This is a genomic window from Bacillus sp. EU63, from assembly GCF_038592915.1.
Taxonomy (GTDB): Bacteria; Bacillota; Bacilli; order Bacillales; family Bacillaceae; genus Bacillus; species Bacillus velezensis.
In genome coordinates this window covers 2,014,470-2,039,081 of sequence record NZ_CP151944.1, presented here as the reverse complement: position 1 = coordinate 2,039,081, position 24,612 = coordinate 2,014,470, and the positions used below count along the sequence as shown (strand labels likewise).

The 24,612-nt window shown below is 44.0% G+C and carries 37 protein-coding genes; all 37 read left to right on the top strand.

Going from position 1 to position 24,612, the window contains the following annotated elements:
• The first annotated feature begins 27 nt into the window (after nucleotides 1-27).
• The 37 genes from NYE38_RS09910 (at nucleotide 28) to NYE38_RS09730 (ending at nucleotide 24,561) form a co-directional block, all read left to right on the top strand.
• A complete protein-coding gene (locus NYE38_RS09910) occupies nucleotides 28-168 on the top strand; it encodes a BH0509 family protein (RefSeq protein ID WP_015387918.1) in 141 nt (46 codons plus the stop codon).
• A gap of 12 nt (nucleotides 169-180) precedes the next feature.
• The gene (locus tag NYE38_RS09905) at nucleotides 181-336 is read left to right on the top strand and encodes a hypothetical protein (RefSeq protein WP_164461509.1); all 156 of its coding nucleotides are present in this window, start codon (nucleotides 181-183) and stop codon (nucleotides 334-336) included.
• Nucleotides 337-415: 79 nt separating this feature from the next.
• On the top strand, nucleotides 416-619 hold the full coding sequence (locus NYE38_RS09900; RefSeq protein ID WP_024085436.1) for an XtrA/YqaO family protein: 204 nt from the start codon (nucleotides 416-418) through the stop codon (nucleotides 617-619).
• A gap of 140 nt (nucleotides 620-759) precedes the next feature.
• Nucleotides 760-1,137: a hypothetical protein gene (locus NYE38_RS09895; RefSeq protein WP_225623122.1), complete on the top strand. Its 378-nt coding sequence runs from the start codon at nucleotides 760-762 to the stop codon at nucleotides 1,135-1,137.
• Nucleotides 1,134-1,394, top strand: coding sequence for a hypothetical protein (locus tag NYE38_RS09890; RefSeq protein ID WP_065180847.1), 261 nt, complete (start codon nucleotides 1,134-1,136; stop codon nucleotides 1,392-1,394). The genes NYE38_RS09895 and NYE38_RS09890 overlap by 4 nt, the downstream gene beginning before the upstream one ends.
• 3 nt (nucleotides 1,395-1,397) lie before the next feature.
• The gene (locus NYE38_RS09885; protein ID WP_065180846.1) at nucleotides 1,398-2,774 is read left to right on the top strand and encodes a DNA cytosine methyltransferase; all 1,377 of its coding nucleotides are present in this window, start codon (nucleotides 1,398-1,400) and stop codon (nucleotides 2,772-2,774) included.
• An 11-nt stretch (nucleotides 2,775-2,785) separates the two neighbouring features.
• A complete protein-coding gene (locus NYE38_RS09880) occupies nucleotides 2,786-3,109 on the top strand; it encodes a hypothetical protein (RefSeq protein WP_017417266.1) in 324 nt (107 codons plus the stop codon).
• A complete protein-coding gene (locus tag NYE38_RS09875) occupies nucleotides 3,106-3,783 on the top strand; it encodes a dUTP diphosphatase (RefSeq protein WP_063636454.1) in 678 nt (225 codons plus the stop codon). The genes NYE38_RS09880 and NYE38_RS09875 overlap by 4 nt, the downstream gene beginning before the upstream one ends.
• Nucleotide 3,784: 1 nt before the next feature.
• Complete coding sequence (locus NYE38_RS09870; RefSeq protein WP_063636453.1) at nucleotides 3,785-4,087, top strand: hypothetical protein; 303 nt, start codon at nucleotides 3,785-3,787, stop codon at nucleotides 4,085-4,087.
• Nucleotides 4,084-4,311: a hypothetical protein gene (locus tag NYE38_RS09865; protein WP_063636452.1), complete on the top strand. Its 228-nt coding sequence runs from the start codon at nucleotides 4,084-4,086 to the stop codon at nucleotides 4,309-4,311. The genes NYE38_RS09870 and NYE38_RS09865 overlap by 4 nt, the downstream gene beginning before the upstream one ends.
• 15 nt (nucleotides 4,312-4,326) lie before the next feature.
• On the top strand, nucleotides 4,327-4,509 hold the full coding sequence (locus NYE38_RS09860; protein WP_071181577.1) for a hypothetical protein: 183 nt from the start codon (nucleotides 4,327-4,329) through the stop codon (nucleotides 4,507-4,509).
• Between the two features lie 4 nt (nucleotides 4,510-4,513).
• Nucleotides 4,514-4,825, top strand: coding sequence for a hypothetical protein (locus NYE38_RS09855; RefSeq protein WP_071181578.1), 312 nt, complete (start codon nucleotides 4,514-4,516; stop codon nucleotides 4,823-4,825).
• On the top strand, nucleotides 4,825-5,259 hold the full coding sequence (locus NYE38_RS09850) for a hypothetical protein (protein ID WP_071181579.1): 435 nt from the start codon (nucleotides 4,825-4,827) through the stop codon (nucleotides 5,257-5,259). The genes NYE38_RS09855 and NYE38_RS09850 overlap by 1 nt, the downstream gene beginning before the upstream one ends.
• Nucleotides 5,260-5,269: 10 nt before the next feature.
• The gene (locus NYE38_RS09845; RefSeq protein WP_164461502.1) at nucleotides 5,270-5,446 is read left to right on the top strand and encodes a hypothetical protein; all 177 of its coding nucleotides are present in this window, start codon (nucleotides 5,270-5,272) and stop codon (nucleotides 5,444-5,446) included.
• Between the two features lie 601 nt (nucleotides 5,447-6,047).
• Nucleotides 6,048-6,224: a hypothetical protein gene (locus NYE38_RS09840; RefSeq protein WP_017417277.1), complete on the top strand. Its 177-nt coding sequence runs from the start codon at nucleotides 6,048-6,050 to the stop codon at nucleotides 6,222-6,224.
• A gap of 18 nt (nucleotides 6,225-6,242) precedes the next feature.
• Nucleotides 6,243-6,695, top strand: coding sequence for an ArpU family phage packaging/lysis transcriptional regulator (locus NYE38_RS09835; protein WP_017417278.1), 453 nt, complete (start codon nucleotides 6,243-6,245; stop codon nucleotides 6,693-6,695).
• Nucleotides 6,692-7,234, top strand: coding sequence for a site-specific integrase (locus NYE38_RS09830; protein WP_017417279.1), 543 nt, complete (start codon nucleotides 6,692-6,694; stop codon nucleotides 7,232-7,234). Before NYE38_RS09835 ends, NYE38_RS09830 begins: the two co-directional genes overlap by 4 nt.
• 565 nt (nucleotides 7,235-7,799) lie before the next feature.
• Nucleotides 7,800-8,027 (top strand): hypothetical protein, encoded by a 228-nt coding sequence (locus NYE38_RS09825; protein ID WP_063636451.1) that lies wholly within the window; start codon nucleotides 7,800-7,802, stop codon nucleotides 8,025-8,027.
• Nucleotides 8,027-8,449 carry a hypothetical protein gene (locus tag NYE38_RS09820; RefSeq protein ID WP_048367370.1) on the top strand — a complete coding sequence of 141 codons (423 nt, stop codon included), beginning with the start codon at nucleotides 8,027-8,029 and terminating at the stop codon, nucleotides 8,447-8,449. The genes NYE38_RS09825 and NYE38_RS09820 overlap by 1 nt, the downstream gene beginning before the upstream one ends.
• Nucleotides 8,446-8,820: an HNH endonuclease signature motif containing protein gene (locus NYE38_RS09815; RefSeq protein WP_063636450.1), complete on the top strand. Its 375-nt coding sequence runs from the start codon at nucleotides 8,446-8,448 to the stop codon at nucleotides 8,818-8,820. Before NYE38_RS09820 ends, NYE38_RS09815 begins: the two co-directional genes overlap by 4 nt.
• Nucleotides 8,780-9,115 carry a transglycosylase gene (locus NYE38_RS09810; RefSeq protein ID WP_223255067.1) on the top strand — a complete coding sequence of 112 codons (336 nt, stop codon included), beginning with the start codon at nucleotides 8,780-8,782 and terminating at the stop codon, nucleotides 9,113-9,115. The genes NYE38_RS09815 and NYE38_RS09810 overlap by 41 nt, the downstream gene beginning before the upstream one ends.
• A gap of 86 nt (nucleotides 9,116-9,201) precedes the next feature.
• Nucleotides 9,202-9,708, top strand: coding sequence for a phage terminase small subunit P27 family (locus NYE38_RS09805; RefSeq protein ID WP_046559655.1), 507 nt, complete (start codon nucleotides 9,202-9,204; stop codon nucleotides 9,706-9,708).
• Complete coding sequence (locus NYE38_RS09800; protein WP_063636448.1) at nucleotides 9,708-11,417, top strand: terminase TerL endonuclease subunit; 1,710 nt, start codon at nucleotides 9,708-9,710, stop codon at nucleotides 11,415-11,417. Before NYE38_RS09805 ends, NYE38_RS09800 begins: the two co-directional genes overlap by 1 nt.
• Before the next feature lie 247 nt (nucleotides 11,418-11,664).
• Complete coding sequence (locus tag NYE38_RS09795) at nucleotides 11,665-12,915, top strand: phage portal protein (protein ID WP_048367364.1); 1,251 nt, start codon at nucleotides 11,665-11,667, stop codon at nucleotides 12,913-12,915.
• Nucleotides 12,905-13,531 (top strand): HK97 family phage prohead protease, encoded by a 627-nt coding sequence (locus NYE38_RS09790; RefSeq protein ID WP_015968215.1) that lies wholly within the window; start codon nucleotides 12,905-12,907, stop codon nucleotides 13,529-13,531. The genes NYE38_RS09795 and NYE38_RS09790 overlap by 11 nt, the downstream gene beginning before the upstream one ends.
• Before the next feature lie 39 nt (nucleotides 13,532-13,570).
• On the top strand, nucleotides 13,571-14,764 hold the full coding sequence (locus tag NYE38_RS09785) for a phage major capsid protein (RefSeq protein WP_139885407.1): 1,194 nt from the start codon (nucleotides 13,571-13,573) through the stop codon (nucleotides 14,762-14,764).
• Between the two features lie 11 nt (nucleotides 14,765-14,775).
• Nucleotides 14,776-15,087: a hypothetical protein gene (locus tag NYE38_RS09780; RefSeq protein ID WP_063636446.1), complete on the top strand. Its 312-nt coding sequence runs from the start codon at nucleotides 14,776-14,778 to the stop codon at nucleotides 15,085-15,087.
• Nucleotides 15,088-15,114: 27 nt separating this feature from the next.
• Nucleotides 15,115-15,525, top strand: a complete 411-nt coding sequence (locus NYE38_RS09775) for a hypothetical protein (RefSeq protein WP_065180841.1) — start codon at nucleotides 15,115-15,117, stop codon at nucleotides 15,523-15,525.
• 14 nt (nucleotides 15,526-15,539) lie between these two features.
• Nucleotides 15,540-15,887 carry a head-tail connector protein gene (locus tag NYE38_RS09770; RefSeq protein WP_065180840.1) on the top strand — a complete coding sequence of 116 codons (348 nt, stop codon included), beginning with the start codon at nucleotides 15,540-15,542 and terminating at the stop codon, nucleotides 15,885-15,887.
• A complete protein-coding gene (locus NYE38_RS09765) occupies nucleotides 15,820-16,179 on the top strand; it encodes a phage head closure protein (RefSeq protein ID WP_039251289.1) in 360 nt (119 codons plus the stop codon). Before NYE38_RS09770 ends, NYE38_RS09765 begins: the two co-directional genes overlap by 68 nt.
• Nucleotides 16,172-16,555 (top strand): HK97-gp10 family putative phage morphogenesis protein, encoded by a 384-nt coding sequence (locus NYE38_RS09760; RefSeq protein WP_065180839.1) that lies wholly within the window; start codon nucleotides 16,172-16,174, stop codon nucleotides 16,553-16,555. The genes NYE38_RS09765 and NYE38_RS09760 overlap by 8 nt, the downstream gene beginning before the upstream one ends.
• Nucleotides 16,552-16,932, top strand: a complete 381-nt coding sequence (locus NYE38_RS09755; protein ID WP_065180838.1) for a DUF3168 domain-containing protein — start codon at nucleotides 16,552-16,554, stop codon at nucleotides 16,930-16,932. The genes NYE38_RS09760 and NYE38_RS09755 overlap by 4 nt, the downstream gene beginning before the upstream one ends.
• Nucleotides 16,933-17,541: a major tail protein gene (locus tag NYE38_RS09750; protein ID WP_065180837.1), complete on the top strand. Its 609-nt coding sequence runs from the start codon at nucleotides 16,933-16,935 to the stop codon at nucleotides 17,539-17,541.
• Between the two features lie 51 nt (nucleotides 17,542-17,592).
• Nucleotides 17,593-17,931: a hypothetical protein gene (locus NYE38_RS09745; protein ID WP_063636441.1), complete on the top strand. Its 339-nt coding sequence runs from the start codon at nucleotides 17,593-17,595 to the stop codon at nucleotides 17,929-17,931.
• A gap of 200 nt (nucleotides 17,932-18,131) precedes the next feature.
• Nucleotides 18,132-22,007 (top strand): phage tail tape measure protein, encoded by a 3,876-nt coding sequence (locus NYE38_RS09740; RefSeq protein WP_340802687.1) that lies wholly within the window; start codon nucleotides 18,132-18,134, stop codon nucleotides 22,005-22,007.
• A complete protein-coding gene (locus NYE38_RS09735; RefSeq protein ID WP_063636439.1) occupies nucleotides 22,007-22,846 on the top strand; it encodes a phage tail domain-containing protein in 840 nt (279 codons plus the stop codon). Before NYE38_RS09740 ends, NYE38_RS09735 begins: the two co-directional genes overlap by 1 nt.
• 11 nt (nucleotides 22,847-22,857) lie before the next feature.
• Nucleotides 22,858-24,561: a phage tail spike protein gene (locus NYE38_RS09730; RefSeq protein ID WP_063636438.1), complete on the top strand. Its 1,704-nt coding sequence runs from the start codon at nucleotides 22,858-22,860 to the stop codon at nucleotides 24,559-24,561.
• Nucleotides 24,562-24,612: the final 51 nt, after the last annotated feature.

The following is a 24,612-nucleotide window of genomic DNA, read 5'->3' as shown; positions in this document are numbered from 1 at the left end:
GCTGATTATGAAGGGAGTGGCAGACGTTTGGGACAGGCAGAACGAAAGCATTTAATGGAATGGCTTTTGCTTATCGGCTCTTATGGCAGAGATTTTTTAAACCGCCAGACAGATGAAGAGCTTGAGCGCTTATATAATCTTCAAATCAAAGGTATGAACAAAGAATAGGAGGACAGCACCATGACAGAAAACAAAAACTTGCGTCAGCACGGCGAGGTTACAACACGGGTGATGAGCGAAGAAGAACGCGTTGAGTATATAAAAAAACACCCAATCATTTCGACGGAAAAACCAAAGGTTGGCATACAACTATTCCCGTCAAACTATTGGATGTAAGGACGGCCGCTAAAGCAACCGCCACTGTATGAATAATAAAACCTAGACACTTTTATTATACCATACGGAGGCTTTGAACATGCAGCCAAAACATATATCACTCAATCAAAATACAAGTGTTTCTCAATTTATTGAGCCGGGGAAGGTGTCTGTCATCGTGTTAGACGGCAACCAAAACGCCGCATATGTCGTTGAGGCACCGGAACACGGTAAAACAATCATTCAAACAGTAAAAGGCGGTCTGGCTCGTTGTGATTACGAGATCGGCCATAAATTCAATTAGCAGGGGTTTTCCCCTGCGGGGGAGGAACGGAAAATGTATCGAAACGAAATTGCCCGCAAGTGTGAACGCTGCGGAAAAATATATTATTCAGCTCATTGGGTTGTATGTAAAACATGTCTTTTAGACCGGGAGGCCCGGGCATGAAAGAATTCAAAATCAACTTATCAAAAGGTGAAGTTTTATATACCGGCTCTTACATTTGCACCCTTTCGAAAACGGCGGCCAGTGCACCTGAGCAAATTTCTTTAGAAGCAGCAGCCGAAAAGCTCGCGGAAGAATTAATCATGCAGCAGGCTATGAATCGGGAGCACCAGCGGCAGCAGGATGTCACGGTCATTCAGTTTCGGCAGGCTCAGGAAGAGATTAAGTTGCTGCAGGCGGAGAACCAAGAACTAAAATCAAAAGTCGAGGCACAGGAAGAAGAAATAAGAGATTTAGAATTGGAAAACAGCAATTTAGAGGACGTTATAGAGGAATTGGAAGGTAAAGTTGAAGCATTGGAGGGGGCTGCAGAATGATGCCATTACAAGTAGAACTTCAGCGGAACGTGAAGGCCACGAAGGACGAAGCAATGACCGTCGAGCAGGCGGCCGAGCTTTTAAAGGTTCACCCGGATTACATCCCGACGCTTGTCGCTCGGTCTGACGATCTGAAAATGATCGGCGACCATACCATTATCGCTAAACGGGATAAAACAAATATCTGGCTTGTCGGGGCATGCGTAGGGTTTTTCTTCTTCGCTATCTCCGTACTGCCGAATTTGATCGGGGGTTAAGGGATGATCAAACAGCAACTGGGACTTTTCAGAGAAATCATTGTCGATAACTTCGCGGGCGGAGGCGGGGCCAGTACCGGAATTGAATTGGCTACCGGGCTTTCGGTGGACATTGCGATTAACCATGATCCGGCGGCCATCGCCATGCACCAAGTAAACCACCCTGATACAGAACATTATTGTGAGTCTGTTTGGGAAGTAGACCCGAGGGAAGCAGCCAAGGGGCGGCCGATTGGTTTAGCCTGGTTCTCCCCGGACTGCAAGCATTTTTCAAAGGCCAAGGGCGGCAAACCCGTTGAGAAGAGCATCCGGGGGCTTGCATGGGTAGCGGTCAGGTGGGCGGCAACGGTAAGTCCGCGGGTAATCATTCTTGAAAACGTCGAGGAATTTAAGACGTGGGGGCCTCTTGGGAAAGACGGAAGGCCGGATCCGGACAAAAAAGGATATACGTTCCGTTCCTTTGTCAGAGCGTTAAACAGACACGGATACAAAGTCGAATGGAAAGAGCTGAAAGCGTGCGACTACGGCGCCCCAACAATTCGAAAAAGGCTGTTCTTAATCGCTCGACGGGATGGCCGACCGATCATATGGCCCGAGCCGACACATGGCGATCCAAAAAGCGTAGCAGTGAAATCAGGAAAGCTTAAACCGTGGCGGACTGCCTCCGAGATCATGGACTGGTCACTGGAAACACCGTCGATTTTCAACAGGAAAAAGCCTCTTTCTGAAAATACAATGCGGCGCATTGCCCGCGGCATACAACGTTTTGTCATTGACAGTCAAAAACCTTTTGTTATAGGGGAACGCGGTAATTCACTCATTCAAATGGGATACGGCGATCCGGAAGGCCGGCGGGTGTTCGATCTGAAAAAACCACTCGGCACCATAACGGCCGGCGGCAATAAATTCGCCATTGCCACAAGTCACTTGATCAAGCTTCGCGGCACTTGCAGAGACGGCCAAACGGTGACGAACCCAATGCCTACGATAACGGCCGGCGGCCTGCACGTCGGCGAAGTCAGGGCTTTTTTAACGAAATATTACGGATCGGATACGGGGCAGGCTCTCAGTGACCCTCTGCATACAGTCACCACAAAAGACAGGTTCGGTCTGGTCACGATTAAAGGCGAAAACTATCAGATCGCCGACATTGGGATGAGGATGCTTCAGCCTCATGAATTATTTGCGGCTCAGGGATTCCCGACTAATTACGTGATTGATAGAGATATAAACGGTGTAGCGTATTCGAAAAAGAAACAGATTGAGCGATGTGGTAACGCAGTTCCGCCGCCCTTCGCCGAGCAGCTTGTCAGGGCAAACCTTCCTGAATTCTGCGTAAGTGAACATATGACCAAGTTTACAAGACTAAAGGCTAATTAGGAGGGAATAGTGTGACTTTACTTGATGACATCGGCTTCACAGAGGAGCAATATCGAGAGCTTCGTGAACGCGGTATGTCTGATACGGAAATAGCGAGAGAGGAACTCCATTGCTCTCCATCCACTCTTTCCGTCTGGAAAAAGGCTAACGGGATAGTAATCCAGAAACCGTATCGCCTGTTTACTCTGGCAGAATGGACGGAGCTTCGTAACCAGAATTGGACACACTTCCAAATTGCACAGCATTTCGGTTTCAAATGTATTGATACTTATTTCTATCATGCAAGAAAAATAGGCATTCCGCGTAAACGGAGAAGGGAGAAAGTTGAATCATGAATCTACAAAAAATGTTTGAAATGCAAAAGGTGCTTGACGATCGGATCATCAAAGAAAAGGGGCTTGAGGGGCAGGACTTGCTCCCAAACCTCATTCTTGCTCTACAGGTGGAGCTGGCCGAGTGTGCGAATGAATGGCGCGGCTTTAAGCATTGGAGTAATAACCAAAAGCCAAGAACAAAAGTATCAACAAATGTTGGTGCGAATCCTGAAAACGCAGCCTTTTTCCGATGTGAAAATCACTATTGCGGAGAAAATTTAAACAAAGATGATTTTAAACACTTATTAGATCCGGATTATGAAATATGTCCTGTTTGTAACGTGGGTGATGTAACGGCTTTTCGTGATAAAAACCCACTACTTGAGGAATACGTGGACTGCCTACATTTTGTCTTGAGTATTGGGAATCGAATTGGATATGCACACGAAAATTTAGGGAAGTGGACTGACTTCACTATTGTAAACCAGTTTAACCACTTGTTTGGATATGCATCGGACTTATATAAAGCAATACATGAAGATTGGTTTGAAGAAAAGTTATTTGATACTTACGATGAGTTTTTTGCGGGTTTTATCGGTCTAGGTAAAATGTTTGGGTTAACGCATGAACAAATTGAAGCGGCTTACATGGACAAAAACGCCGTCAATCATCAGCGGCAGCAGGAGGGCAAATGAAATGAAAAAACACACGATTAGAACAAAAGACGGATTGCGGGTCGACTTCAAAAATGCAGAAAAAATATTAAAAGAGGTTCCTGAATTTTTGGAGGTAATGGCCGCATTACCTCTATGGGATGAATTGTCTTTGAAAATAGAAGGGACAACGAACGTTACTTTCACACACATTTTATCAGCCGATGTTGAGTATTTCTTTGATGAAGAATCTTGTGAAAGCTACCTTGAAGTAACAATTACGTCAAGTCCGCTTATGGATGATCAAGAGGAAATAGCGTTTGAAGAGCCGGAGGGGGAAAAATGACAAACGATCAGATGAGAGACAAGGTCAGACATATGATAAGTGCCGGATATGAAGACGGAGGAATTGCCGAATATGATGAGTACAATAACATGCTTCAGGACTTCTTTGAGAACGAACTAATTGACTTACTTCCGAAAAAAGCGCTTCAATGCATCATAGAAAAGTTTGAGGAGATACACGAATCCGGACCATGGGATGGTTGTCTTTTGACAGGGAATTATTGAGGAGGGCGCGGAACAATGACAGAAAACGAAGAACTGCAAGCAAGGTGCATCGAACTGGAAACGCGTAACGAAGATTTAGCGCGGACGATTCAGGAGCAAAACAAAATGATCCGGGGGCAAAACTGGCGAATTCTGTCTTTCGCCCTCTCTTGGATCGTATATGGCGCTGTGATTGCCGCGAATTATTTATGGGGGTGACGGAATGACAGGAGCCGAAAATGACTTAATGCATTGTGAATGTGGAAAGCGGCTCGAACAGTTTGGTGGAGGCACTTGCTCTGACTGCTTTATGAAATCCGTTCATGAATCTATCGCAAACAGGAATAAGAACAAAGAAATAAAAATCTGGCACTGGGATAAAATCCTGCACGCATTCGATAAAAAAGATGTTGCGGACATCGTGAGATTAGCGGATGGCGGCTCCCGGCTCGAATTGGCAGACGGCAGTTGGTTTGAGATCGGTAAGACAGTCGAATACATGAAAGAGATTCTCGGAGTGGAGGAAATGAAATAATGAAAAAAATATTCAAATCAATCATTCTATCAGCAGTATTACTTACGGGAGCCGCGGCCGTTGCGCCGTCTGCTTCCGCCGCATGGTCCGGCTGGCAAAATGAATCCGGGTACAGCGGCCGGGTGTTTACGGATGCCGCGACATACACGGCCGGCGCCTCAACGGTGGACTGGAAAGCCGAGAAAAAAGGCTCAAGCACTCTTTATTACACGGCTGGCGTATACAAGAAGCTCAGCGGCGGCGGGCTGACTGATACGAATCTGGTACAGCGGGGCAGCTTCAAAGCGGCAACGCCTCTGAAATCATTCAACGTGAAAACGATCCGGAATAAGACCGGAAAGGGAACCTATGTCATCCAGCTTGACTGCTACTCTGATTCCGGCAAGCGGAACTACATCGGAACATTTGAATCAGCTAAATTTCAAATCAAATAAGGGGGATTCGATGGCGCTGAGAATAGTTTTTATGCTGATGGGGTTAGGTTTCTGGTTTTATTTCCAGTACGAATACAGGCCGGACATGAAAGCAAACATCACGTTAATAGGCGCAATCATCGCATTCACGGCCGCGGCGTTTTTTCAAGATATTGATAAGTATATAGAGAAAGGAGAAGACAAGTGACAAAAGAGGAATTGCATAGCTATTATTGCGAGGAATGCGAAGAATGGACATATATTGAAGAGCTTAAATACCCGAATGGTGTTCATTGTGCACATTGTGGAACGGAGGGTGTTTCTATAAGCTCCGAGGGTTATAAAAAATTGAAATGGGCATCGGAACAAAACTAAATAAGTCCAAGACGGGAGAGGTCAGGAAATGAAGAAGTACGAGGAGAAAGAAGTCACAAAAACGCAAAAAGTCTTGAAAAAAGTGACATGCGATACTTGTGGGAGGACTATCGTTATAAATGATCGGTCAAACCATTACTATGAAGTCGCGACACATCATAGCAGGTGGGGAAACGAAAGTATAGACAGTTATAGGTATTTAGATTTTTGCAGTTATGAATGTCTTCTCGAAAACATGAATGACTATTTCAAAAATGGCGCTGATACAGATTGTTACGAAATTCAATTTGTATATGGAGATTAGTAGTCAGACATAACAAAAGAAGATGAAAACAAAATAAACGTCCAAGACGGAAAGCCTGCGGACACTGATCATTGCACAGAATCACTGTGCTCTGATTGGTGTCCGTTTTTTATTTGAACGGAGGGACGGCATGAAAACGAAGAAAAACGCCACGCTGAGCATTGATTTTAAAGAAAAACAGCCATCGTCACACAAAAGTATCGAAAAAAAGCCGCAGAAGCTTACTGAGAGAGAGTTGGAGAACCTCATGGGTGTAAACAGGCCTACATATAAAAGAGGCCGTGGTGGAGCTTTTAGACAGAAATAATAACGGGAGGGATTTTTGATGAATCAAATGACACTGAACATACCTCAAATTGACGAAGAAGCTACGAGAATGAAAGCTGAAAAGCTGCTCGAACAATATCGCATGTACTTACTACAAGTGCCGGAAGATTTTTTGCCGAAAGTGACCGCAACATACAGCCTTGTTCCACCCAGCTTTTCGAATGAATTTCATTCCTCCACAGAAGACGCAGCATTAAAACGCATGGATTGGGAAATTGAGAGGGAACGGTTTTTAAAGAGAATGCAAAGAGCGGTTAACCGGCTTTCCCAAAAGGAGCGGCAAATACTTGTCATGCTCTATATGCAGAATGAAGAAATGTATGATTATGAAGTCTATGCAGAGATGAGACTCAGTCAGCGGAGCTACTACCGGACGAAAGCAAAAGCATTTTACCGGCTGGCCTTTGCTCTTCGCGTGGAAGTTTATAAGGACGGGGGCGCGCCGGAATGAATTTTGTTCAGCCTATAAGGGACTTAGATCAGATATATTATATTAAAAAGTACCTGAAAGAACGGAGCGAACGGAATCACCTTCTTTTTGTGGCCGGAATTAATTCAGGTCTGCGTATATCAGACTTGCGGCTTTTAAGGGTTAGGGACGTGAAGCGCATGTATATCGACCTGCGAGAGCAAAAGACCAGTAAACAAAAGCGAATCAAAATCAATAAAGCATTAAGGAAGGCTTTTGCCGATTATATCAAGGACAAGGATGATCAAGAATTCTTATTCAAAAGCCGCGAAGGACTAAATAAACCGATAAGCCGCAGTATGGCATATAATATTTTAAGGGAAGCGGCTGATTATGTTGGTCTTGATGGTATCGGGACTCATACAATGAGAAAAACCTTCGGATACTGGCACTATAAGAAATTCAAAGACGTTGCCTTGCTGCAGGAGATATTTAATCATTCAAGCCCTGACATTACGCTCAGATACATCGGAATTACTCAAGACACCATGGATCAAACAATGGATGCATTCAGCTTATAAGCTCATCTGTTTAAAAAACAGACGGGCTTTTTTTATGCTTTTTCCTATGAATAAACCATATTGAGAAAATGTCAAACTCATTTCAGAGAAATGAATTAAACATAGTGGTGGCAAAGGATTCAGCGATTCGGGGAATTGGACACAATATAAGTTATGATTAATTGGGTTATGTGGAAAATCTTGTACACCTTTCGTGGTATCATCGTGTTACAGGAGGTGAGCGGCATGAGTAGAGGCGCAACAGGTTCAGCGTTAGAAGAGAAAGGCATGGTTTGATATAACGATACCAAGTAATGAAGGGGTGAGCGGGATGACTGCTGCAGAGCAAAAAGGAATGTACTAAAAAGATTTTGGCAGAAAGATGGCACGATAACGGCACACCATTTTGTTTTAGATAAGGTATTATGGTAATAGGTAATAAATCAAAGGAAGCGGCACTGCTGATGAGCGGGGTCGCTTTTTTATGTTCTCTGTAAACTGCGTCCGGTAAGTCTCAGGATAGACAATCGGCGGTTAACGGCTTGAGTGCGGGGGCAGTTTAGAAAGAATATGAAGGAGGATAAGCATGAGTGTTGTAAAAGGATTGACGCATTGCACCTTCAGACCATTGAAAAAGTGTACTGTGCAGCCGTTGGGTGTAATGCCCAATTGGTTGCATAATGAACGCAGAGCAGAAGATTTAAAGGCAGCTATTAATAGATACATTGACGCAAACTGCGAGATTCCCACTGAATGGATTGAGGAATACAATTTGTTGATTAGTTCGATTAGAGCTGAAGGGGTGAATGAGTAATGAAAAATATATTGAGAAACAAGGTCTATGAGCAAGCGCGTTATGCTTTAGAAGAGAAAATACCTACTCTTGAAGAATCAATTAAAGGCATAGATCAAAGAATTGAACGGCTAAAAAAGCAAAAGGAACGTCTTTGTGAAATGTTAGATGAAGACAAGGGCTTTGTAGAAGAGGCTATTGAAAAATTTGATTTTGTTAAACAATTCTTTTTAGGTGAACGGGGTCTCGATTGTGGCTATCTGCTGTTTTTGAATAAAGAATTCCTAGCCGATAAGGATGGATATTCATACCAAGATGCGATCAAAAAAAGAGATGAGGATAGACATGAAATGCCGGTTAATGATGCTGTAGCCGAAACACTTTATTGTGATGATCAAAAATTCACAACTATACATTTTCCTCATGGGGGCATTCAATCATGAAGAAAGCTTTAAAGCCCTGCAATGAACCCGGCTGTCCTAGCCTGACGCGAGAGGGCTACTGTGAACAGCATAAGCGAATCAAGTCGGCCTATGATCAATACCGGGAGTCTGCTGCCAAACGGGGGTATAACAGCAAGTGGAGGCAGGCGCGCGCTGGCTACCTGTCCAAGCATCCGTTATGTGCTGCCTGCTTGATGCAAGGCAGAAGAACCCCGGCGACAGTTGTCGATCATATCGTTCCGCATAAAGGCGACAAAAAACTATTCTGGGACTCGGGTAACTGGCAGCCTCTCTGCGGGCCGTGCCATAGCCGGAAGACGGCAAAGGAGGATGGAGGATTTGGGAACAGAACATCAAACGTGCGTGTGTGATCAATGCATGACCAGACTTCTTATCAAAGGCTGTTCAAAGATCAGGAAGCACGACAACGGAATCAAAGAGCATTACATCAAGTGTCCACGCTGCAAGGCAGAGTATACATCCTTCTATACAAACGAGGACATCAGACGAATGCAGCACAGAATAAGAAAGATGTTTGCTCTTCGTCGTAACATGAAAAAGGAATCAGCTGTTGATCTATATTCAAAGAAAATAGAAGCAGCACAAACAGAAATTCAAACAGCCATGAGCCAGCTGAAGAAGGAGATGGAGACCCCCCACCCTTAAATCCCTAGAGGACGTTTGCCGGAGACCGCGCTCCCCTCCCCATTTTGAAAAATTCCCTAAATGAAAATTCGGAAGGAGGTGAGGGAATGGCCAGACCGCGGGAACCTTTGGATTTGTTACTTTATAAAGGTAAGAAAAACTTGACAAAGCAAGAGATTGAGGAACGTCGGGAACAAGAAATAAAGGCACCAAACGACAAAGTAAAAGCTCCATCATATTTGCCAAAAGACTTAAAAAGAGAGTTTAAAAAGATAGCGGATGAGCTAAAAAACATCGGAATTATGACTAATTTAGATGTGGACGCGCTTGCCCGTTTTTTGTTTGCTCGAAAACAATACTTGGAAATGACCGAAGTCTTACTCGAAACGCCCATTACTGCATTAGTTGAGGATGATGACGGAAATAAATTTGAAGTAGCGAACAAGACATACAGTGATTTGCTTATCAATCAAGACAAGCTGTTCAAACAATGCAGGCAAGCTTCCAGTGATTTAGGGCTGACCATTTCCTCTCGCTGTAAACTTATTATCCCGAAAAAAGATGATGGGAAACCGAAGTCAAAAGAGGAAGAACGGTTTGGGGGCCGCATGTAATGGAAGAGATTACAGCCGAAATTCTCATTGAGCGGGTTTGGTCATATGCTGAGAAAATTCGCTCCGGGGAAATTAAGGCAGGCAAAAAGCAAAAATGGGCTGTAGAGCGATTTTTTAAAGATGTTGACCGGCTCGCAGAAGATGACTGCCCTTATTACTTTGATGCTGAAGCTGTTGTAGATTTTTATGAATGGTCGCGGCAATTTAATCATGTCGAAGGTATACTTGCGGGGCAGCCGATTGAACTAACAGACTTTCAGCTTTTTATTGCGGCCAATATATACGGATTCTATAAAAAAGAAAATGGCGCCCGCCGGTTCCGGAAAGCTTATATCCAGCTGGCACGTAAAAATGCGAAATCGCAATTTTTAGCTTTAATAGCGTCATATGAGATTTTCCCGACACAAGAAAAACACCGGGTATTTATCGCAGGCTGGTCCCGCGAACAATCAGATGAAGTATATCAAGCAATTCTTGAGCAGCTGCATCACGCGCCGATACTCAAAGGGAAATATACCTCTGCTAACGGCCGCGTGAAAAAATATAAAACAAACTCTATTATCCAGCCTCTTTCCCGTGAGGCCCGGAAGCTCGGGGATGGTAAAAACCCATCATTGGGAATTGTGGATGAATACCACGCACATGAAACAAGTGAGATTTATGACGTCCTGGACAGCGGGATGGTCGCCCGGCGCAGCCCGTTAATGGCTGTTATTACGACAGCGGGTTTCAACATGGAGCGGCCATGCTTTAAGGAATATCAATATACAAGCAAAATTCTTGATCCAGACATTGACACGGAGAATGATGATTATTTTGTTATGATCTGTGAACTGGACCCGGAAGATGACATAAAAGATGAATCAAACTGGATCAAGGCGAATCCGATTGTAGCAACGTACCCCGAGGGGATGGAATCATTACGTTCTGCTTTAAAAGTGGCTCTGGAGGTGCCGGAAAAGATGCGCAGTTTCCTTACCAAAAATATGAACCGATGGGTTGACAAGAAGGACAATGGTTATATGAATATGACAAAATGGCGCGCTTGCAGCGGGGGAATTCCTGATCTGCAAGGACTGCCCGTTTATTTGGGCCTAGATTTATCAATGACAACAGACTTAACCTCCGTTGGATATGTGGCCGTGCAAGACGGCTTTTTCTATGTCGGTCAACATTCCTTTATGCCTGAAGCCCGAGCCAAAGAAAAAATGGCGACGGATAAAGTGCCATATGATTTGTGGAGAGAGATGGGATTTATCACTTATACGTCTGGCGAAGCAGTTGACTATCAATTAGTCGAACAGTGGATCATTGAATTTATCCATAAAAACCGTTTTCGGCCACAAGAGACCGCGTATGACAAGTGGAATGCTCTTCATTTAGCACAACGGCTCGAATCAAAAGGGCATACAATGGTGGAACTGCCACAGAGAATCAATCATCTTTCATTACCTACAAAAAGCTTTCGTGAGAAGGTATATGAAGGAAAAATCGTACATGGTAATGATCCGGTTTTAACATGGGCGGTTAATAACGCAATTATAAAAATGGACCCGCAAGAAAATATCATGCTGGACAAAGCAAAATCACCGCAGAGAATTGACCCTATTGCGGCTGTTATAAATGCTTACGCCAGAGCGATGTATCATGACACAAACCATAGAGTAGATTTAAATAATCACTTCGGCTCTGGGAATTTCAGTTTTTAGGATGTGAGAAAATGAAAAAAGTCAGGAAAAAGATCAAAGCTTTTTTTAAGTGGTTTTTTCACCCCAAGTATATGAAAGCCCTGCTTTCTTTTTTCTGCTTGATAATAAATGATCTGCTGTTTATGGCGGGAGCCGCCTTTATTCTGACAGCTGTCTATAGATGGAGCACAAACATCGGTCTTATTCTGACGGGTGTCTTTTTAATGTTTTATGCGTACCTCATATCAAAGAAAGCGAGGTGATATAAATGCTGCTTGAACGAATGTTTGAGAAACGTTCTGGCTCGTCAGATCATGAAGATGGTTTTAACAACATTTTATTAAATATGTTCGGCGGCCGGAAAACAGCAAGCGGTGAGAGAGTGAGTGAAAGCAACTCACTTGTGCAGCCGGACATATTTGCATGTGTCAATGTATTATCGGATGACATTGCCAAACTGCCGATTCACACATATAAAAGAACGGACAGCGGCATAGAGCGGAAACCCGAGCACATGTCCGCGCATGCTGTTTATGCTCGGCCGAATCCTTACATGACAGCCTTCACGTGGAAAAAGCTCATGATGACTCATGTTCTGACTTGGGGGAATGCATATTCCTATATTCAATTCGGACCACATGGTTACCCGGAAGCGCTCTTTCCCTTGCGCCCTGATTACACGAATGCTTACGTTCATCCGACAACAGGCATGCTGTGGTATCAAACTGTGATAAACGGGACAGCCGTTGAATTATACGACTACGAAATACTGCATTTTAAAGGGCTTTCGACTGACGGAATACATGGTAAATCACCTATTGGCGTTGTGCGGGAGCATATCGGGGCGCAAGCGGCTGCCACAAAATATAACGCCAAACTGTACAAGAACGAGGCAACTCCTCGGGGGATATTGAAAGTTCCGGCGTTCCTGGATGAAAAACCAAAAGAGAACGTGCGCAAAGAGTGGAAACGGGTGAATCAAGGTGAAAATATCGCCATTATAGATAACGGACTGGAATATCAATCTATTTCCATGCCTCTGCAAGAAGCTCAATTTGTTGAGTCTATGAAGTTTAACAAAGCACAGATTTCCATGATTTATAAAGTGCCGTTGCATAAGCTGAACGAATTAGATAAAGCGACATTTTCAAATATTGAGCATCAGTCCATTGAATATGTCAGAAACACGCTGCAGCCGTGGATTGTGAATTTTGAACAAGAACTAAACGTTAAATTGTTCTTGGATCACGATCAGAAAAGCGGCCATTACGTGAAATTCAATATAGATAGCGAGCTGCGCGGCGACAGTAAGACGCAAGCGGAGTATTTGAAAACACTTCATGAAACAGGAGTGCTGAATAAAGACGAAATCAGAGAATTACTTGAGCGCAACCCTATTGAAAACGGCGATAAATATATCTCCAGCTTAAACTATGTGTTCCTCGATTTTGTGGAAGAATATCAGCGGCTTAAAGCTGGCGGCGCCATGAAGGGGGGTGACAACAAGAATGAAGGATAAAGAGGTGCGGCATCTGACGACGCCGATTGAACTGCGTTCCGAAGGTGAAGGGCAGAGTGAATATATCGAAGGGTACGCTCTCAAATTCGAAAAATGGTCAGAACGTTTGGGCTGGTTTAAAGAGATAATCAGCAGAACAGCTCTTGACTCAGCTGACATGTCTAACGTCATCGCCCTTTTCAACCATCAGCAAGATTTCCCCTTAGCGAGAAATACTGTTTCCGGGGATACTGGCCGCCTTGAATTAGAAACAGATGGGATAGGCCTCAAATTCCGATTCAAGCCCTCAGACACGTCATATGCGCGTGATTTAATGGAGAATGTCAGGAGCGGTGTGATCAATCAGTGCTCCTTTGCTTTTTCACTTGATTATGGGGATGCTGAGGCAGATGAATGGCGTATCAATGAAGATGAGGACATTTACGAGCGACGAATTAATAAAATCAATCGTATTTTTGATATTTCGCTCGTCACTACGCCTGCTTACAGCGATACTGAGGCGGTTGTAGGTGCCCGCAGTTTAGAAAAGGTAGAGCAGCTGAAAGAAAGACGTAATTCATCAGATGAAGCGTTAAAAATGGAATTGGAACTATTAGGCCTTGTACTCCCGGAGTAAGGTCTTTTTTAGTTCAGAAAACAAGGAGGAAATGATTTTATGCCAATGCAAATGAGCAAAAAAGAAATCGCATTAAGACAACAGTTTACTGAAAAGAAGCAGCAAGCAGACAAGGCACTGCAGGAGGGCAATACCGATGAAGCGCGTGCATTGCTTGATGAAGTGAAACAGCTTAAAAATCAAATCGAATTGATGACCGAAGGACGTTCACTTGATGTCCCGGATTTACCGGGCGGTGTAAACTTTGTGCCCGAGCAAGAGCGCAACCCAGAGGGGCAGCGTTCACAAGGTCAAGGAAATGAGGAAAGGCAACAGCAATACAGCAAAGCTTTCCTTAAAGGATTGAGAGGCAAAAGACTTACCGACGAAGAGCGTGACCTTCTGGATAGTCCAGAATTTAGAGCGATGTCCGGTATAAATGATGAAGATGGCGGAATTTTGATCCCAGAGGATATTGGAAGGCAAATCCATGAATTTAAACGTCAGTTTGAGCCGTTGGAACAATATGTAACCGTTGAACCTGTCACAACTCGATCTGGAACTCGTTTACTTGAGAAAAATGCTGATATGGTGCCGTTTTCACCTGTAGAGGAATTGGGGAATTTACCTGAGATTGATCAGCCTAGATTCACAAAAGTATCCTACTCAATCATAGATTATGGTGGCATCATGACTCTATCTAATTCAATGTTGAATGACTCTGACCAAGCGATCATGACATATGTAGCAAAATGGTTCGCAAAGAAATCAGTTGTTACCCGTAACAATTTGATTTTGGCTGCAATTGCATCATTGAAAAAAGTAGATATTGATGGTTTGGATGGTATTAAAAAAGCATTAAATGTCACGCTTGATCCGATGGTGGCGCCGGGTTCTATCGTGCTGACAAACCAAGACGGATATGACTGGTTAGACACGCTTAAAGATGGAACAGGAAGATACCTATTACAGCCGGACCCAACCAATCCTACAAAGAAGTTGCTTGATGGACGACCTGTCGTGCCTTTTACTAACAGAGTATTAAAAACTCAAAAAGGTAAAGCTCCTCTCATCATCGGGAATTTAAAAGAAGCGGTTGTTCTGTTTGATCGTGAACAACAGTCAATTGCATCCACAGACACAGGGGCAGGAGCATTTGAGACAAATTCAACAAAAGTCAGAGGGATTGAACGAGAAGATGTCCGTAAATGGGATGAGGATGCTGTAGTATTCGGACAAATCACGGTTGAATAAGGAGAGATAATATGAGCTATTCAACAAAAAACTACACTGCCGACGGGGGAAATCGTACCGTCATCGGCGGTGTTTTAGAAATTGCCGGGGGCAAGGTCATTAAAGATGGACAAGAGGTCAGTTTAGGCGGTAACCAATCTGAACCAGGACCCGGAAGCGTAACCAATGAAATGTTGGCGGATAAGTCGGTCCGCAGCAGGAATATCGGCACCGGCAGTGTAATGGAAGAACACTTAAATTCATCTGTTTTAGATCGTCTCAAGGCTATAGAAGATAAATTGAAAGAGCTTGCCGGTTCTCAGTCTGACGGAAAAACGGAATAAAAAATAAAAGGAAAAGGATGATTACAGATGGCTGAAGATTATTTATATGAAAGTAATGGAGTCAAAACTTCATCTGAAAAAGGAAAAGACGGCAAAGCGATAACGCCAGTCTATCTCAAAGAAAATAGCGAAGAAAATCCTCTTTTTGTAAAAGGGTTGCAGGGTGAAAAAGGTGAGCCGGGTCCTCAAGGTGAACCAGGCCCTCCAGGTGAGCCAGGTCAAAAGGGCGATCCGGCTGTTATTGAAGAGGGAAGCATTGTGCATGAAATGCTTGGGGAAAAATCCGTTCGGAGTAAAAACATTGGAACTGGCAGCGTGATGCCGGAGCATCTAAACAGCGAAATTACAAAAGTGCTTGATGAATTGAAACAAAAAATGAATAACCTTGAAAGTGACCTGGCTGCTTTGAAAGGAACCGAAGAAGAACCGACAGAATAGGCGGTGTGTCCTGAATGGATTTAGAGGCTATTAAAAATTATTTAAAAGTCGAGCATGAAGAAGATGATCGTCAGCTTTTGAATCAAATGGCGGCGGCCAAAAGCTATATTATCAACGGGATAGGCCGGTATATTGAAGGGCACCCGCAATTTGAGCTGGTGCTTCAAATGCTTGTCCAACATTGGTATGAAAACAAAGGGATATATGAGTCCGGGGGAACCGGCTTATCTATCCCTTTTACTGCTGAAAATATATTGACGCAGCTGCGTTATGTATCTGTGGAGGAACAAGAAAATGAGAAAAAAGATCAGTCAACTCCGGCACCGTCTGACCTTTCAAAAGAAAACCGAGACACAGGATGAAGAAGGTAATTGGAATGCAACCTATGTGGACTTATTCACGGTCTGGGGAGCTGTAGAGGGGGCTGGCTCTCTCGGAAATAGCGAAACTATGATTGCCGGGGCATTGGGAGTCAAGACCCCCAAAAAAATCACGGTGCGTTACCGGAAGGATATAAAACCGAATATGCGGATTGTTAAGCGCGTTCCTAAAGAAAAGACGGAACGCGTTTTTGATATTTTGGACACTAACGATCCGGATGATCAAGGGGAAGAGCTTGAGATTCTTTGTCAGGAGGTGGGAATCAATGGCTGATATGAGCTTTGACGGCATAGATGATCTAACGCAGTATTTTGAAAAAATCGGCGGAGACGTCGAAAAGGTGGAACCCGTAGCGCTAAAGGTCGGCGGTGAAATTATCGCTGAACAGCAACGCTCCCACGTTAACCGGAGTGATAAAAAACAACCTCATATGCAGGACAACATCACAGTCTCCAATGTCAGAGAATCCAAGGACGGAGTGAGGTTTGTGGCCGTTGGTCCGAATAAAAAGGTAGCGTATCGCGGGAGTTTCTTGGAGTGGGGAACTTCAAAAATGCCGCCGCAACCGTTCATAGAAAAAGGCGGGAAAGAAGGGGAGGGGCCTGCTGTGGAATTAATGGAGCGAATACTTACAGCGCCGATCAAATGACCTACTCTCCTAAAATTGAATTGGTGAGTACACTTAATTCCAGTGCCTTAATAAAAAGCCTTGCATCTGGCGGAATTCATAACCTCGTTGCGAATGATGTCAGCGCATTTCCAAGAGTAGTTTTTTCGGAGATTCAAGATGCTGATGCGGATTTTGCAGACAACAAGGTCTATTCGTTTGAGGTGCGTTATCAGATCAGCATTTTCACTCAAGCGAGTACCCGCGGCAAAGAAACAGCGATTGCTGCCGAAATAGACAGGCTTATGCGGGAAATCGGATACAGCAGATATGATTCTCAAGATTTATACGAAACAGATACAAAGGTCTTTCATAAGGCCAGACGTTATAAAAAAACCTATTATCAGGAGGGAAAGTAGATGGGGAAAGTATTATCCGGCTTGGATATGTTTCATATCGCCGAAGTATTGAAAGACACGAAAGATGAATTGAAATTCTCTGATCCGCAAGAATTACCGGGTGCCGTTAACTTGAAAATTGATCCTAAATCCGAACAAGAGGTTTTTTATGCTGACAACGTGGCATATGCCACTGTTAATAGTTTAGGTGATATTGATGGTGAAATGGAAGTTGCCGACCTCCCTCTTGACATGCAGTCAAGGATTTTCGGTAAGCAAGTGGAGAATGGCATCCATTTTTCTAGTGCTGATGATAAGACATTGGAGATTGCTCTTGGTTTCCGGGCCAAGCTCTCTACCGGCGGGTACAGATACTATTGGGTGCTTAAAGGAACCCCAGAATTAGTACCGGTTGAACACAAAACGGACGAGGGGAAAGCTACGCCCCAAACAGCGCAGGTCAAAATTAAATTCATGCCTCTTACTAATGTAAAAGAGGGTAAGCGCAGATGGGATGCAAAAGCAGAAGAAGATAAGGCCAATGGGATTAACGCTGAAACATGGTTCAAACAAGTTGTCTATAAGGACATCACGAAAGAGGGAACGCCTGTCGTTGATGTCGGTAAATAATTAATTGAGCGCCTGAGAGCGCTCTTTTTATATGAAAAAGGAGGAACTTACATGGAAGCATTGTCTATTACACTTCGACTTGATGGCAAAGATAAAAAATTTGTTACACCTGACCACATTACAGGTTTATTGTTCCGGAAGGCTGCAAAGATTGCAGACGATTTTGAATCACAAGATTCAGAGCGTCTTTTTACTAATGAACAGGTTGAATTTGTCTGTAATACCTTTGGCCAGAAATTTACGCCTGATGAGTTTGAAAAAGGAATTGATGCCCGGCTGGTAGGAAGAACAATCTATGCTGCTGCACAGTATGTGTTGGGGAATATTGCCGAAGCAACGGCTCTTTTAAATAGCGAGGGGATTTCCAACGGTGAAGAGCCGGGGGAGTAAGTCTATCCGAGTCAGTCCTTGATATGTATAACGCACTTGAGGAAGTCGGATATACACAGAATCAAATTGACGAAATGGACATTGTCTATCATCTGAAAAGACTGGCTCGGAGAAAATCACAAGAGAAGACACAAACGAAGGCCAAAAACAATGACGAACCTATGTATATCGATCAATTTCTCGGATAAGGAGGTGCCCGGTTGAGCAAAGACATAAAGGTCAGACTGTATTCGAATTCATCTGAGTTTAAAAAAGAAATGAGCGCTTGTGCTGTTCAAATGAAAAATTTGAAGTCGGAATTTGAAAAAAACCGTACGGCAGTGGGTGTGTGGGGAAACGAATTAAAAACTGCTCAAGTAACCGAAAAAACATTAACACAACAATTGGAAACACATAAACGCAGAGTAAAGGCTCTTGAGCGAGCTTATGCAGACGCGGCTATAAAAAAAGGGAAAGACATTAAAGAAACTCAAACCCTCGCCCGCCGTTTAAATAACGCTACTGCCGCAATGAATAAGACGCAAAACGCGCTAAATAGTACGACTCAGAGGATAAAAGCGTTAGAGGAGGCAGCGAAAAGAGCTTCCTCCCGTGTTCGGATCATGGGCGAACGAATGGATTCAATTGGCGGAAAAATGCGTTCCGTTGGTTCGTCAGTAGCTATGACATCGGGCATCGCCTTTGGTGCGCTGGCTCTGTCCCTACGTGATGCTGTTCAGGTCGGCATGGACTTTGAAAAGCAAATGAGTAAAGTCCAGGCCATTTCCGGCGGATCGGCGGCAGAGATCGCGAAATTGAGAGAACAAGCAAAAGAACTCGGTGCAACCACTGTCTTCACAGCAAGTCAGGCAGCGGATGCACAGGGTTTTTTGGCAATGGCCGGATTTAAGGTTAATGACATTTATGACGCAATGCCCGGGATGCTCAGTCTGGCGGCAGCTGGCCAACTGGAATTAGGCGCAGCCGCGGATATTACATCAAATATCATGTCTGCCTTTGCTCTAAAAGCAAAAGAGTCAGGACACGCCTCGGACGTCATTGCTTACGCCGCAGCCAACGCAAACACCAACGTCGAACAGATGGGCGAAGCCATGAAGTTTTTGGCGCCGAACGCTAATTCTCTTGGTTGGGGAATGGAAGAATCAGCGGCCGCCATTATGGCTTTTGGTGACGCAGGTCTGCAAGGTTCAATTGCAGGGCAGGCTTTTGGTACATCCTTAATCCGTCTCGCTTCGCCAACGGGGAAGGCTTCGAAGCTTGTCAAAAAATTAGGTTTTGATTTCTTCGATGCAGCCGGAAACATGAAAAGCATGCCGGAAGTCGTTGAGGAAATGGAAAAAGGTCTGAAAGGCATGACCAAAGAGCAACAGGCGGCCGCATTAAAAACGATTGTGGGCGCTGAAGCATATAAACATTGGGCTGTCCTTCTTCAAAAAGGTTCAAAGGCTTTGGGAGATAATACTAAGGCGCTTGAAAAATCAGATGGAGCCGCCAAAAAGATGGCGGATACAATGCTGGATAATGCACACGGAAGCATAATAGCTTTTGAGTCAGCACTCGAAGGAGCAAAAATCAAACTGACGGAAAGCCTGCTGCCCGCCTTGGGCGATTTAGCAAACAAAGGCAGCGACTTGATTATGATGTTTAATAATCTGGATTCCGGCACCGTGCAAACCATAGCGAAAACAGCCGTTCTGGCGACAGGTGTATTAGGGGTTACGACAGCCGTTGCCACGCTTACAGCTGGAATAGGGGCGCTTTTAGCGTTTACCGGTCCTGTTGGCCTTGCGATTGTCGGAGGCACAGCGCTGCTTGGCGGCATTTCAGTTGCTACATACGCTTACACTGAGCAATTGAAGAACCAGAAAAAGCAGCAAGAAGAGGCGCGAGAATCCGCCTTGCTTTACGGTGAGGGGGTTTCTAAAGCAACACAAAAATCTGCTTCCGCCTATGTGGATTTAAGGGAAAAGGCGGAACTACAGCTATTTGAATTGACCCGGGTATCGGGTTCAGAAGCTGAAAAAATGTCATCTGATATAGTTCAAACTTATTCCAACATGCGGGACCAACTCATCCAAGAACTTGAGGGGTTAAAGAAGGATGCTTTAGTCGTCTTAAAAGGGATCTATGCTAATACCAGCGAAAAAACCAAAAAAGCTGGCGAAAAGATGACTGATAAGATAGTTGGCTCAATTGATAAAGATAAGCAAGAGGCTAGGGATAAACTTAAACAATTAAGAGAGTTAGAAAAAGAAACTGGGCTTATTTTAGCTAATATGAATGCCTCTCAGCGACAACGATTTGATGAAATTACCTCTTACTTCGCAAAGGCCAGCAGTAAATTTGCAGCCAATCAAAAAGAGGCTTTGGCTATGCAAAAGGCTGTAACAGAACAACAAGGGGAGCTCTCCTTTAAACAAGCTCAAAAATACTACAATGATATTAATAAAGTTTATAAAGATGGTGCAAAGGCAGCGCAGAAAGACATGGAGCACAGCAAAACTGTGATTGAAAAGTTATTTGCGCAGGGATATATGGAACCCGAGCAAAGAAAAGCTGCATTAGCAGGGATAGTAGCCGCAAACAACGAGGCAATTGCACAAAATACTGCTCAATACGAAAAGAACCTAAGCTCTCTTTTCTCTAAAATGTCTAGAGATGGAAAACTGCTTGATTTTGAAACCGGGAAAGCTTTTGAGAAGCAGAAAGAATTTGTTACTAACTCTCTGGGAATGGTGCAAGAATTTGATGAAAATGATGCCAATTGGAAAGAACGATGGGCAGCGCGGCAAATAGACTTTCTGCAGGAATTAGGAAACAGCAAAGAGCAAGCGATCGAGAAGGTGCAAAAAGGTTTGGAAGAGTTTAACCAAGGAATAGGGTTGTCAGCAGAAGATGCACGTGAAGAAGCCATTCAGATGGTTGCTAACCTTGAAAATGAATTAAACAAACCTACAAATGCCGGGCAATCAGGAAAGAAGGTTGCTGAGGACTTTTCCGCTGGCTTGAAGCAGTCCACACCAGCAGTTATTGGTGGGGGAACGGTCTTACAGCAAGCCCTTAACAATTCGCTTTCTGCAGATAACGCCACGCCCGCACAGGCCGGACAGAATAAAGGAAATGCCTTTCGTACCGGTATCAATTCTACAAAGCCCGGTAATGCACAGGCAGGATCGTCTATACTTCAATCTGCTTTAAATGAGATGAGGAAAGGCGGCGGGCAAGCAAATGCAGCAGGACAAAACAAAGGAAATAAGCATAAAGCTGGTTTAACGTCTACCAAAGGTGCCAATACATCTGCGGCCGGCTCTCTCAGCTCGTCGGTAACGAACAATTTAGCCAAAACCTCAGACGGCGGAGGCGGTAAAAAGGCCGGAACTGAATTGGCCAGCGGCGTTCTCAGTAAAAAAGGCACAGCAAACAGCGCCGGAAAAAGTGTTGCAAACAGCGCAAAAACAGGGCTGAAAAGCGTTAAGACACAAAGTGTCGGTTCTGACTTTGTAACCGGCTTTATAAATGGAATGGGATCGCAAAACGGCTCTCTCTTCAGCGCGGCATGGAACTTGGGGAAATCCGCCTTGCGGACTTTAAAGAAGTCAATTGACTCTCATTCTCCCTCCAAACTAACAAAAGCGGAAGGAAACAACTTTTCTGATGGGTTTGCGTTAGGGATAGAGGACAAAGCCAAAAACGTAAAACAAAGCGCTGCTTTTATGGCGCAGAACGCGATGACCTCGTTTAAGCAGGAATTAAATCAGATGGCTTTCAACATAAAGGGGGCTGCTGATCAGCTCATTTCAATGAAGTCGGAGCTTACCATTCGGAATGAAGTTGACACGCCTGCCTTAAATCAAAAGCTCGATGCTCTAATCACACTCCTGTCTCAGCAACAGTCTGGCGGGGCAGGCCAGGCCGCATTACCTCAGCAGCCTATTATCATCCATCCGGCTGCGGTGCATATGGACGGCCAACAAATTGCGACGATCGCTTTTGAAAAAGGAGATGGCAGGATACTTGATCAGAAAGCTGCAGACCGATACAACCAGAATGCCTATAAAGGCGGTGTCAGATCATAATGCTAGATTTATATATTGATTTTAATAACGGTATGGGGGAACAAAGTTTAACAGGCATTCTCCCCCGTTTTAAGGTGCGCAGCTTCACGCCTGACTCACCGAATATTGAACGAGAAACAACGACCCTCCCAAGGATAAACGGTTTAGTGCTGCCGCAGCACCCCCGGGACGTTGTCTACAAAGAGAGAGACATCAAGGTTGATTTTTTATTAGATTCCATCATTCCCGAAACCTTTTATCAGAACAGGCATGAACTTTATTCATTGTTAGTGCAGCCGTTTCCTTATTATATTTCGACGGACCTTCTGCCTAACCGTCGGTTCCTTGTTACGTGTGACGGGAATTTTACTATCACTAAGGACAAACAGAAAAATCATGCCACATTTACAGTAGGGTTCACGGACATTCTGGGGCTTGCCGAGTCGAAATATACCTCTTCTACCATCCAGAATTTCAATGGGGAGCATTGGAGTCCCGGCATGGGAATCCTTCGGAGAGATGATCTTGAATATCATTTCAAGAACCAAAAACGATTCAGCGTTTACAACCCCGGCGGCGGCGCGGTCAACACTCTGCAGCATGATTATAAGGTCTTTCTCTGGGCCAAAGGGACAAACGTAACCATTGCGAACCGAACGAACGGGGAAAAATTAAAAATTGAGCAGGAGCTAAAACGCTCGCAAAAAGTCACATTCATCAGGCAGTACACTGTAATCGGGGATAAGCGTCTGAAAACATCCGGCCGTCTGCCGACACTGGATGTAGGATGGAACGATTTTGAAATTATAAACTCAAATGACTTTGAAATTTTATTTGATACTCGTTTTTATTATAAGTAAGGAGGGGTGACATGGCTGCGGCTGACTTTATTAAAAGTCTGGTACCAGGAGCGCAGAAGGTACGGAAAAAATATAACGTCCTTGCCAGTCTTGTCATTGCTCAAGGCTGTCTGGAAAGTGGGTTCGGCACGAGCGGCCTTTCCAAACAAGCTTACAATTTGTTTGGGATAAAGGGAACCTATAACGGAAAATACGTTTTGATGTGGACCAGCGAGCAGGACAAATACGGAAATGTTGAGAGGGTACAAGCTAAATTCAGAAAGTACCCTTCATACGCTGAGAGTTTGGCCGATCTGGGAAGCTTATATAATCGTCTTGATCGGTATAAAGCAGTGGTAGGGGAAACGGATTATAAAAAAGCATGCCGGGCCGTTCAAAAAGCTGGCTACGCAACAGACATCAACTATGCTAATAAATTAATTATCATGATCGAACAGTATAAGTTGATGCAATATGACGATACGTCAGAATTGCCGAACGAGCCTGATGATCCAGAATCCCCGGAGACCCCAGAAGAGGAACCGAGCTTTCCGAGTAAAGAATATGCGGGTAACGACATCCCTCTTAATAAAAAACTGCCGTCAGATGTGGACTTTCCTCAGCTGCATGTTTCCACGAAAGACGGAAATGACGTTGTGGAAGTAACAGGCGTGATCGTTGATCTTACAGACGATACTACCGGGAAAAAGAGCTTTACCTTTACGATTACCAAAACAGAGAGCAATGCGACTGAATTCGATTTACTGATCAACGACAATATTCTTTACATTGACGAAAGGAGATTCAAACAACAAAAATACTATATTACAGATGTAGACTTGAAGCAGGCTAAAAACGTCCTGACAAAAACAATCACGGCCAATCATATATTTACCGTTTTGCTTGCTGAGAATCGAGTGGATGATACAGTAACGAAGAAATTGACCGTAAAAGAGGCCTTTGACATTGCGTTAAAAGGTACTGATTTTTCATATGTGCTGGAAGAGCCACAAAGCAAATTCGCCACCGCCGAAGAAGAGAATTTTGGTGATAAAAACTCTACCGAATTAATAGATCAGCTCATAAATGATTATGAGTTAGAGCTTGACGTGGATAATTATAAAATTCATGTCTATAAGAAAATGGGGAAAGAGATTCCTTTCACATTTGACTCTCGTTACAATATGCCGGGCATCAGTATCAAAACCAACTCGCAAAACTGCTCTACCCGTGCGTGGGGATATGGTGCGATGTCTAAAGACAGTAAGAGCACAGACAAAAAACCGAAATACGTATTTGAGCCGATCTTGTACATCCATCCAGAGGAAAAGAAATTCCTGCGGGAAGGTAAACCGAAGTGGGCCGACCCGATCAGAGACGAAACTATAAAAAAGTCGGGCAGCATGGTTTCTGCGCTGAAAAAACATGTGAATCCATATCCGGAAACAGTCGTCAGTGTGGATTATCAATATGTATACGAACCAAAATTGCTTAAAATTGAAAAGCCGTTCTGGAAAGGCGATACAGTCCACATTTTAGCCGACACAGCAGACGGAACGACTTATGAGGATGATGTGCGGCTCTTAACGATCCAATACAATCCGCTAAATCCATACAGCAGCCCGAAGCTGACTTTTGCCAATTTCAGAAAAGATATACAAGATATTGCGGTGAATCAAGCGAAGAAGCTGAGAGAACAAAAACGATATATTGATCAAATACTGACAGCGCTTTGATAGGCGTTTTTTATTTTGTCGAAAAGGAGAGTGAATACAGTGTTGAGGTTG